A 9,345-nucleotide genomic window follows, 5' to 3' on the forward strand; every position below is an offset into this window, starting at 1 on the left:
CCTACGTCCGCATGAGCCTGCGTTTGCAGGCCGCTTTCGGCCTATGCAGGGAAGAGTCCATCAAATATCGGACGGTCCCAATCACTACGCCAGAACAGCGCGGTGCTGGATTATGCTCATCGCCTGATAGGCTTGGGGTCTTTGATTCCATCGCACAAGACTTACATCCAGCCACGACATGTCTACGACGGGCAGTGCAAGGCTTCAGGGCTGAGCAATCTGGGAGCCTGACGCTTATTCTTCATCTCTGGCGCTCGGTTTACCGGTTGCCAGCTTTTTTACTGCCTTGTCAAAGTCACTTTCAAAAAGTCGATCTTGCACGATCCTGTACTTCTCAAACTCGCTTTCCGCATGCGTTTGGGCAAGTTTTGCAGAAATCTTGCCGCTGTTCTGTAGCACTTCCCGGTCATCAAACTCCAGGAAGGCGTCCAGGCGCTTGGACCAGTCTTCCATGCTCATGGGAATCTTGCGACGAGCACGATCCTCGGCCAGTTCCAGATAGACGTTGACGATACGGCCCAATGAATCCAGCTCGTCCTTGGTCAGGTAGTTCTTGGCCACGGCTACGTCGGTTTTCAGGATCTTGCCTTCGGGCGCGCTCGCCCAGGAAGTCAGCCCCATATGTGGATTGCTGCTATCGGCCCGCTTGCGGATCAACTCTGCAGCGGTATGGCCGTGGATGGCGTAATGCAGTTTGTTCTGTACCTTGGCGAAGAAGGCCTTGGTGGTCGGTGCGTCCTTGTTGTAGTCCACGCTGGTGGCATAGATGTCGGTGATCTTCTGGTAGAAGCGTCGCTCGCTGAGGCGGATCTCGCGGATTTCCGCCAGCAGCCGCTCGAAGTAGTCCTCGCCCAGGAAGCTGCCGTTTTCCATGCGCTGACGATCCAGCACATAGCCCTTGATGGCGAACTCACGCAGGACGCCGGTCGCCCACTGGCGGAACTGCGTTGCGCGTAGGGAGTTGACCCGGTAGCCGACGGAGATGATGGCGTCGAGGTTGTAGAAGTCCACCGCCCGGGATACCTCCCGCTGGCCTTCCTGCTGAACTATCCGGAATTTCCGGATAGTTGCCTCAGGCGCGAGTTCCTGGCTGGCAAAGATGTTCTTCAGGTGCTCGCTGACGGTGCGCACATCCACACCGAACAACTCAGCCATCAGCTTCTGCGACAGCCACAAGGTTTCGTCCTCATAGCGGGCCTCGATACTCTGTTCGCCGGTCTGGCCAGTGAAGATCAGGAACTCGGCTGTACTGTTGCGGATCAATTTTTTGCCATTCATACCAAGCCCCCTATGCAGCCATCACTTCGACCAAGCGTTCGACAGTGATTCCGCCTGCTTCAGCACCAGTTCGATCGCGGCATCCTCACCCACCGGCGGGTACTTCAGCGGATGCCTCTGGACCCCACATCACTTCCCGATGCAGAACGACGAGAAAATCACCCCCAGCAGATCATCGGAGGTGAACTCCCCGGTGATCGAGTTCAGCGCATTCTGCGCGAGCCGCAGTTCTTCTGCCAGCAGGTCGAGCGCCGGAGTGTCGGAGTGGATTTGTGCCGCCGATTCCATCAGGTGCATGTCCACGTCGCGGAGCGCGGCGAGGTGGCGGGCGCGGGCGATGTAAACGCCTTCGGAGGCCGATTGCCAGCCGGCCAGTTCGAGCAACTGGCGGCGCAGGGTCTCCAGGCCGTCGCCGGTCCGCGCCGACAGGCGCACCTGGGCTATCCTGCCGGCCTGCAATGGCGCGGCCGGCGTAGCGGCGTCCTCCAGCGCGGCGTCGGTCTTGTTCCAGACGTCGATGACAGGCACCTGTTCATGCAGTTGTCCGGTCAGTTCCTGCGCAATCCGCGCATCGGCGTCTACATATTCCGGATCGCGCACGCGGGTCAGGTCGTGCAGGAACAGCACGGCATCGGCGGCCCTGATTTCTTCCCAGGCGCGCGCGATGCCGATTTTCTCTACCTCGTCATCGCTTTCGCGCAAGCCTGCGGTGTCGATCACATGCAGCGGCACGCCCTCGATCTGGATGGTCTGCTGCACTTTGTCGCGCGTCGTGCCGGCGATGGGCGTGACGATGGCCAATTCAGCGCCCGCCAGCGCATTGAGCAGAGAACTTTTGCCCGCATTCGGCTGCCCCGCGATCACCACCTTGATGCCTTCGCGCAAAAGCGCGCCCTGCTGCGCGCGCTGCACGACGCGGGCCAGCGATGATTGCAGCCGCTCCAGTTGCCCGGCCGCATCGGCCTTCTTCAGGAAGTCGATTTCCTCCTCGGGAAAGTCCAGTGTCGCCTCGACCAGCATGCGCAGGTGAATCAGCGCATCGCGCAGCGCGTGGATTTCCTTGGAGAAAGCGCCCGAGAGCGAACGCCCCGCGCTGCGGGCCGCCGCTTCGGTGCTCGCGTCGATCAGATCGGCGATGGCCTCGGCCTGCGCCAGATCGATCTTGTTGTTCAGGAAGGCGCGCTCCGTGAATTCACCCGGCTCGGCCAGACGCAGGCGCGGCAAGGCGGTGCCCGCCAGTTCCAGGCAGCGCGCCACCAGCAATTGCAGGACCACGGGGCCGCCATGGGCCTGCAGTTCCAGCACGTCCTCGCCCGTGTAGCTGTGCGGAGCGGGAAAGAACAGCGCGAGGCCATGGTCGATGGCCTGCCCATGCCGGTCCGCGAACGGCAGGTAATGCGCCTCGCGGGCACGCGGGGCACGGCCAAGGAGCTGGTCGACAAATGGGCCGATGCCCTTGCCCGATACACGCACGATGCCCACCGCGCCGCGTCCGGGGGCGGTGGCGATGGCGATGATGGGGTCGGCGTGGCGAGAGAGCATATGCGGGTTCAACAGTCGGCTGGAAGGGTGGAGCGGGCCAGGGGCCAGGAGCCAGAAATGGCAACGACCGCATAGCGGCCATTGTGCGATGAAAGCGGAGCTGCCGCCGAACGGGTCGGCGTGGGCCGCGCTATTTGAATTTCGGCAGATTGAACTGCGGCGGCACGCCCATGCGGGTGTTGATGATCCACTGCTGGATGATCGACAGGATGTTGTTCGTCAGCCAGTACAGCACGAGGCCTGCCGGGAAGAAGAAGAACATCACCGAGAACATCAGCGGCATGATCCACATGAGCTTGGCCTGCATGGGATCCGGCGGGGCGGGATTCAGCGCGGTCTGCAGCAGCGACGACAGGGTCATCAAGAGCGGCAGGATGAAGAAGGGGTCCGGCACCGACAGGTCATGGATCCAGCCGATCCAGGGCGCATTGCGGATCTCGACGCTGGACTGCAGCACCCAGTACAGCGCCATGAAGACCGGCATCTGGATCAGGATGGGCAGGCAGCCCCCCATCGGGTTGACCTTTTCCTCGCGGTAGATGCGCATCATCTCCTGCTGCATCTGCTGCGGCTTGTCCTTGAGGCGCTCGCGCATTTCCTGGATGCGCGGGTTGATGGCCTTCATCTTCGCCATCGACGAATAGGCCTTGGCATTGAACCAGTAGAAGGCCACCTTCAGCAGCAGCACCAGCGCCACGATCGACCAGCCCCAGTTGCCGATGAAGCTGTGCAGCTTGGAGAGCAGCCAGTACAGCGGCTTGGCGAGAATCGTCAGCCAGCCATAGTCCTTGACCAGTTCCAGGCCTGTCGCCTGCGCCTCGAGCATGGGCTCGATCTGCGGGCCGGCGAACAGGCGCGCGGAAATGGACTTGGTCTGGCCAGGCTCGACGGTCCCCACCGGCGTGATCATGCCGGCGGCGTAGAGGTTGTTGCCGATCTTGTTGACGAAGTTCTCGCGCTGCGTGCCATCGTCGAGCAGCCAGGCGCTGGCGAAATAGTGCTGCACCATCGCCACGTAGCCGGAGTCGGAGCTCTTCTCCACGTTGACCTTGTTGTTCTCGATGTCCTTGAAGGTGACCTTCTGGTACTTCTTCTCGGGGGTGTACACGGCGGGGCCGGTGAACGTCGAGTAGAACGGCGTCTGGCCGCCGGACTCGGAGCCGTCGCGCACCAGTTGCAGGTACAGGCGCGGATTCACGGGCGCGCCGCTGTTGTTCACGATGTCGTGCTGCACGCTCACGTCGTAGGCGCCGCGCTTGATCGTGTAGGTCTTGATCAGCTTCACGCCACCGACTTCCGCGGATTCAAAGCGTAGTTGCACCGAATCCTGGCCGTCCTTGAGTTCGCGGGCGCCGGGCTGCGCGGTCATCGCCGTCTTGTGGGTCGGGAAAGTACCGCCGATCAGGCCGCTCTGTCCAAGATATTTGTGGGTTGCCGAATCATCGAACAGGACCACGGGCTGGGGTGGCTGGGACTTGTCGAAATATTTCTGCAGCTCGGCGTGCTTGAGCGTGCCGCCCTCGCTGCCAAAGGTCAGGCGCAGCACGTCGGTGGTGATGACCACGTCCTCGCGCGGGGCCGCATTCGCTGCGGGCGCCGCGGCATCGGCACCGGGCACGGCCGATGCGCCCGCGGCGTCCGATGCCGACGAAGCCGAGGCCGAGGGCACGCTGGCGTCCGCCGATGCAGCCGCGCTGGCGGACTTGGCGGCCTGCTGCTCGGGCACGGGGAAGAAGGTGGCCTTGTGGCCGTTATGTACCTGCCATTTGTCCCACAGGAGAACCAGGGAGAAGGCAAATATCACCCACAGAATGGTGCGGCGAATATCGTTCATGAAGTCTTCGTAGAAGAGGAAGCGGATTGAGAGGTGGAATCCAGGTGCCGGGAAAACAGCCGCATTGCGCGCGGCGGATCCTGCGGAACCGGATCAAGCCCTCCGTCACACCAGGGATGACAGCGAGCAAGGCGGCGAAGCGTCAAATAACTGCCCGCCGCCGCGCCATGTTTTTCCAAAGCCCCGAGAGCATAAACCGAACAGGTCGGTTCGAACCGGCAAGCCGAGCCAAGCCAGGGGCTAAGCAGCAGCCGGTAGCCGCGCACCAGCCCCATGAGCATATTGCGTACGATCATGATGAGCGGCCCTCCTCCATGGCGGGAACGCGTGGTTTGCGAGCCTGCGGGCGCACGGCGTGGGCGAAGAGCTGCTGAAGCTCCTGGCGCACGGCGGCCTTCAGCGCATCCGACGTCGCGCTGGGGAATTGCTTGCGGTCGAACGCGGCACGCAGCCGCACGACGTACGCGGCCACGGGGAACTGCGGCTCGAAGGCCGCGCCCGCAACGTAGATTTGCCGCTTGATGGCATTGCGAGTGACGGCGCGGCGCGCCCAGCGCTTGGGCACCACCGCGCCGAGCCAGGGACCCTGCGGCTCCCGCGCGGCAACGACGAACAGGGCCTGCGCATCACGCCGCTCGTGCGGCGCGCTGCCAGCCCTGTCGGGAAGCGCCATTGCGACGTTGACTCCCGTGGAATCAACGTCTTCGGAAACCAGGCCCAGCCGATGCAGGACAAAGTGCTGTGTGCGGGAAACAGTTCCACCCGCCATGGCAGCCTGGAACTGTGGGCGGGTTTTCAACCGGTGCATAAGCGCAAGCAATGCCTCGCGCGGATTGGAAGGGCCTGCAACCAGAGCCGGAGCTCAGCCAATCAGGATGGCCGAGACTCCATGCCCGTCAGTCAGCAGAACCTCAGACAGCCAGACGCTTGCGGCCCTTGGCGCGGCGAGCGTTGATGACGGCGCGGCCGCCGCGGGTCTTCATGCGAACCAGGAAGCCGTGGGTGCGTGCGCGGCGGGTCTTGGATGGCTGGTATGTACGTTTCATGATCTCAATTCCTTGATAGTTCAGTTACAGGCCCGGCTTCGATCGGCCGAAAAGCCCGCCAGACAATCCCAGGCAGCGGCACCATCAGTTGCCATCAAGAAGCTGCGCCCGGGCTGGATCACCCTGAACGGGTTCAGGGAAACCGGCGATTATTGCAGGCTTGGCGCAACCTTGCAATCCCCGGGTATTGCCGGTTTCTGGGCATTCACCCTTCCCGATCGTCAGAGCAGCTGTGCAAAGGTCTCGCACAAAGATGCGGAGAAATTGTGGATAACTATTCCGGGAAGGTACAATGGAGCCCCTTCAATGTTCCTCCTATCCACAACTAGAATCCCCTGAAATGATCGAGGAACCTTCCCATTCTTTCCCTGACGAGCCCGGCTCGGATGCTGGGCAAGGTCTGTGGCAGGCCTGCGTGGAGCAGCTTGCGCAGGAACTGCCGGAGCTGCAATTCAACACCTGGATCAAGCCTTTGGCGGCCCAGGTGGCCCCCGACCTGTCCAAGGTCACTCTGTTCGTCGCCAACCGCTTCAAGCTGGACTGGATCCGCGCGCAATACGCGGGCCGCATCTCAGCCATCCTCGAAGGCCTGTATGGCCAGTCCATCCCACTGGAGTTAGCGCTCGCTCAGCGTGAAAGCGTTGTGCGTAAGTACATTCCCGCGCAGACAGCATCCCAACCCGAGCCGGCTGCCGCACCCGAACCCGCCGCCGCGGCGGCGGAAGACAACGGCGCGACCCCGTTCCGCTCGCGCCTGAACCCCGCGCTCACCTTCGACTCCCTGGTGGAGGGCACGGCCAACCGCATGGCGCGCTCGGCGGCGATGCACGTAGCGGCATCGCCCGGCCATCTCTACAACCCGCTGTTCATCTACGGCGGCGTCGGCCTGGGCAAAACCCACTTGGTGCACGCGGTTGGCAACAAATTGCTGGCCGACAAGCCTGACGCCAAAGTTCTCTACATCCACGCCGAGCAGTTCGTCTCGGATGTGGTTAAGGCGTATCAGCGCCGCACCTTCGACGATTTCAAGGCGCGCTACCACTCGCTGGACCTCCTGCTGATCGACGACGTGCAATTCTTCGCCAACAAGGACCGCACGCAGGAAGAATTCTTCAACGCGTTCGAGGCGCTGCTGGCCAAGAAGAGCCACATCGTGATGACGTCGGACACCTATCCGAAGGGTCTTGCCAACATCCACGAGCGCCTGGTGTCGCGTTTCGACTCCGGCCTGACCGTGGCCATCGAGCCCCCCGAGCTGGAAATGCGCGTCGCCATCCTGATCAACAAGGCCCGCGCCGAAAACGCCGACATGCCCGAGGAGGTCGCCTTCTTCGTGGCCAAGAACGTGCGCTCCAACGTGCGCGAGCTCGAAGGCGCGCTGCGCAAGATCCTCGCCTATTCGCGCTTCAACCAGAAGGAAGTCTCCATCCAGCTGGCGCGCGAGGCGCTGCGCGATCTGCTCTCGATCCAGAATCGCCAGATTTCAGTGGAAAACATCCAGAAAACGGTGGCCGACTACTACAAGATCAAGGTCGCCGACATGTACAGCAAGAAGCGCCCGGCCAGCATCGCCCGCCCGCGCCAGATTGCGATGTACCTGGCCAAGGAGTTGACGCAAAAGAGCCTGCCCGAGATCGGCGAGCTGTTTGGCGGGCGCGACCACACGACCGTTCTGCATGCGGTGCGCAAGATCGCGGGTGAGCGTCAACAATTGACGGAGCTCAACCAGCAACTGCACGTGCTGGAGCAAACCCTCAAGGGGTAACGATCCCGTGATGATTTGCCATCGAAATTGTTCTATATCACAGGCAAAATGCCATGTCGGGCGAAACGGCCGCGCTCTTGAGAGGGAGCAAAGCCCATCGCGCAGTCGCCCCTCAACGCTTTTACCTTTCAAAAACCAACCAAGGTTGAAGACATGATTGTCCTGAAGGCAACACAAGACAAGGTCCTCGCAGTATTGCAATCGGTATCCGGCATCGTCGAACGCCGCCACACCCTGCCCATCCTGGCGAATGTGCTGATCCGCAAGACAGGCAACGCCTTGCAGCTCACCACCAGCGACCTGGAAATCCAGATCCGCACCACCGCGGAGCTCGGGGGCGACACCGGCGAATTCACGACGACCGTCGGCGCGCGCAAGCTCATCGACATTCTCAAGACCATGCCCGCGGACCAGACCGTCAGCCTGGAGACCAGCCAGAACAAGCTGATCCTCAAGGGCGGCAAAAGCCGTTTCACGCTGCAATCCCTGCCTGCCGAGGACTTCCCCCTGGTGCAGGAGGCCGCCGGCTTCGGCCCCGCGTTCAGCGTGCCCCAGAAGGTGCTGAAAAACCTGATGGGCCAGGTTTCGTTCGCCATGGCCGTGCAGGACATCCGCTACTACCTGAACGGCATTCTGTTCGTGGCGGAAGGCAACACCCTGAGCCTGGTGGCCACCGACGGCCACCGCCTGGCGTTCTCGTCCGCCACGCTGGACGTGGAAGTGCCCAAGCAGGAGGTCATCCTGCCGCGCAAGACCGTGCTCGAACTGCAGCGGCTGCTGTCCGACGCCGACGGCGCCATCGAGATGCAGTTCGCCAACAACCAGGCGAAGTTCTCGTTTGGCGGCATGGAGTTCGTCACCAAGCTGGTGGAGGGCAAGTTCCCGGACTACAACCGCGTGATCCCCAAGAACCACAAGAACAGCATCACGCTGGGCCGCGCGCCGCTGCTGGCCAGCCTGCAGCGCACCGCCATCATGACGAGCGACAAATTCAAGGGCGTGCGCCTGAACTTGGAGCCCGGCCTGCTGCGCGTGGCCTCCAACAACGCCGAGCAGGAAGAAGCCGTGGACGAACTCGATATCGACTACGGCGGCGACACCATCGAAATCGGCTTCAACGTGAGCTACCTGATCGACGCCCTGACCAACATGAGCCAGGACATGGTGAAGGTGGAACTCTCCGACAACAACAGCTCGGCGCTGATCACCATCCCCGAGAACGACCACTTCAAGTACGTCGTGATGCCGATGCGCATCTGAGCTGACGACCAGTGAGGCGATCACGCGCATCCATTCACACGCGTCATTTCATCGCACGGCTGCCATTGCTTGTTTCCTGGGCGATGGCAGCCATTTGATCATTTGATCGAGTGAAATATCGACAGATTGTTAATGCCAGCCGCCTGCCCCGCAGGACTTCTGGCTGACCGAGAGAAGAAAGCATTCCTCCATGACCGCAGAGAACACGCAGCCCACTCCAGAAGAGCCGACCGCAAACAATGGCGGCGCTGCTCCCGCGCCTTCCGCACCCGCAAACGAAGGCTACGGCGAAGGCGCGATCCAGATCCTCGAAGGCCTGGAGGCCGTGCGCAAGCGTCCCGGAATGTACATCGGCGACACGTCCGACGGCACCGGCCTGCACCACCTCGTCTTCGAGGTAGTGGACAACTCCATCGACGAGGCTCTGGCCGGCTTCTGCGACGACATCGTCGTCACCATCCACACCGACAACTCCATCAGCGTGATCGACAATGGCCGCGGCATTCCCACCGGCGTGAAGATGGACGACAAGCACGAGCCCAAGCGCTCGGCCGCCGAAATCGCGCTGACCGAGCTGCACGCCGGCGGCAAGTTCAACCAGAACAGCTACAAGGTCTCGG

The 9,345-nt window shown here is 62.1% G+C and carries 9 protein-coding genes and 1 pseudogene; 4 read left to right on the forward strand and 6 right to left on the reverse strand.

The genetic code is table 11. From position 1 onward, the window contains the following. Positions 1-222: pseudogene (locus ABWP92_RS14665) on the forward strand (integrase); the annotation flags it as partial. A gap of 12 nt (positions 223-234) precedes the next feature. On the opposite strand, the gene ABWP92_RS14670 reads toward ABWP92_RS14665, so the two are convergent. The 6 genes from ABWP92_RS14670 to rpmH all read right to left on the reverse strand — a co-directional run bounded on the left by ABWP92_RS14670 (position 235) and on the right by rpmH (position 5,700). Next, a complete protein-coding gene (locus tag ABWP92_RS14670) occupies positions 235-1,278 on the reverse strand; it encodes a virulence RhuM family protein (protein ID WP_353236137.1) in 1,044 nt (347 codons plus the stop codon). Between the two features lie 129 nt (positions 1,279-1,407). Further along, positions 1,408-2,820, reverse strand: coding sequence for a tRNA uridine-5-carboxymethylaminomethyl(34) synthesis GTPase MnmE (gene mnmE / locus ABWP92_RS14675; RefSeq protein WP_353236138.1), 1,413 nt, complete (start codon positions 2,818-2,820; stop codon positions 1,408-1,410). Positions 2,821-2,950: 130 nt separating this feature from the next. Continuing rightward, a complete protein-coding gene (gene yidC / locus ABWP92_RS14680) occupies positions 2,951-4,654 on the reverse strand; it encodes a membrane protein insertase YidC (protein ID WP_353236139.1) in 1,704 nt (567 codons plus the stop codon). Beyond that, entirely contained in the window at positions 4,651-4,950 is a 300-nt protein-coding gene (gene yidD, locus ABWP92_RS14685; RefSeq protein WP_502907548.1) for a membrane protein insertion efficiency factor YidD, read from the reverse strand. Before yidD ends, yidC begins: the two co-directional genes overlap by 4 nt. Beyond that, positions 4,947-5,462: a ribonuclease P protein component gene (locus ABWP92_RS14690; protein ID WP_353236140.1), complete on the reverse strand. Its 516-nt coding sequence runs from the start codon at positions 5,460-5,462 to the stop codon at positions 4,947-4,949. Before ABWP92_RS14690 ends, yidD begins: the two co-directional genes overlap by 4 nt. A 103-nt stretch (positions 5,463-5,565) precedes the next feature. Next, entirely contained in the window at positions 5,566-5,700 is a 135-nt protein-coding gene (gene rpmH, locus ABWP92_RS14695; RefSeq protein ID WP_005798102.1) for a 50S ribosomal protein L34, read from the reverse strand. Between the two features lie 340 nt (positions 5,701-6,040). On the opposite strand from rpmH, the gene dnaA reads away from it, so the two are divergent. The 3 genes from dnaA to ABWP92_RS14710 form a co-directional block, all read left to right on the forward strand. After that, on the forward strand, positions 6,041-7,465 hold the full coding sequence (gene dnaA, locus ABWP92_RS14700) for a chromosomal replication initiator protein DnaA (RefSeq protein ID WP_353236141.1): 1,425 nt from the start codon (positions 6,041-6,043) through the stop codon (positions 7,463-7,465). A 153-nt stretch (positions 7,466-7,618) separates the two neighbouring features. Continuing rightward, positions 7,619-8,725, forward strand: a complete 1,107-nt coding sequence (gene dnaN, locus ABWP92_RS14705) for a DNA polymerase III subunit beta (protein ID WP_353236142.1) — start codon at positions 7,619-7,621, stop codon at positions 8,723-8,725. Positions 8,726-8,915: 190 nt separating this feature from the next. Then, on the forward strand, positions 8,916-9,345 hold a 430-nt coding region (locus ABWP92_RS14710; RefSeq protein WP_353236143.1), incomplete at its 3' end, for an ATP-binding protein.

Origin of the sequence: Diaphorobacter ruginosibacter, from assembly GCF_040396215.1 — a bacterium.
Lineage (GTDB): Bacteria > Pseudomonadota > Gammaproteobacteria > Burkholderiales > Burkholderiaceae_C > Diaphorobacter_A > Diaphorobacter_A ruginosibacter_A.

Bases quoted from the DNA above. Each gene is read 5' to 3' on its own strand.
- rpmH (WP_005798102.1), bottom strand. From the start codon at position 5,700: ATGAAACGTACATACCAGCCATCCAAGACCCGCCGCGCACGCACCCAC.
- ABWP92_RS14670 (WP_353236137.1), bottom strand. From the start codon at position 1,278: ATGAATGGCAAAAAATTGATCCGCAACAGTACAGCCGAGTTCCTGATC.
- ABWP92_RS14690 (WP_353236140.1), bottom strand. From the start codon at position 5,462: ATGCACCGGTTGAAAACCCGCCCACAGTTCCAGGCTGCCATGGCGGGT.
- yidD (WP_502907548.1), bottom strand. From the start codon at position 4,950: ATGATCGTACGCAATATGCTCATGGGGCTGGTGCGCGGCTACCGGCTG.
- mnmE (WP_353236138.1), bottom strand. From the start codon at position 2,820: ATGCTCTCTCGCCACGCCGACCCCATCATCGCCATCGCCACCGCCCCC.
- dnaA (WP_353236141.1), top strand. From the start codon at position 6,041: ATGATCGAGGAACCTTCCCATTCTTTCCCTGACGAGCCCGGCTCGGAT.
- yidC (WP_353236139.1), bottom strand. From the start codon at position 4,654: ATGAACGATATTCGCCGCACCATTCTGTGGGTGATATTTGCCTTCTCC.
- dnaN (WP_353236142.1), top strand. From the start codon at position 7,619: ATGATTGTCCTGAAGGCAACACAAGACAAGGTCCTCGCAGTATTGCAA.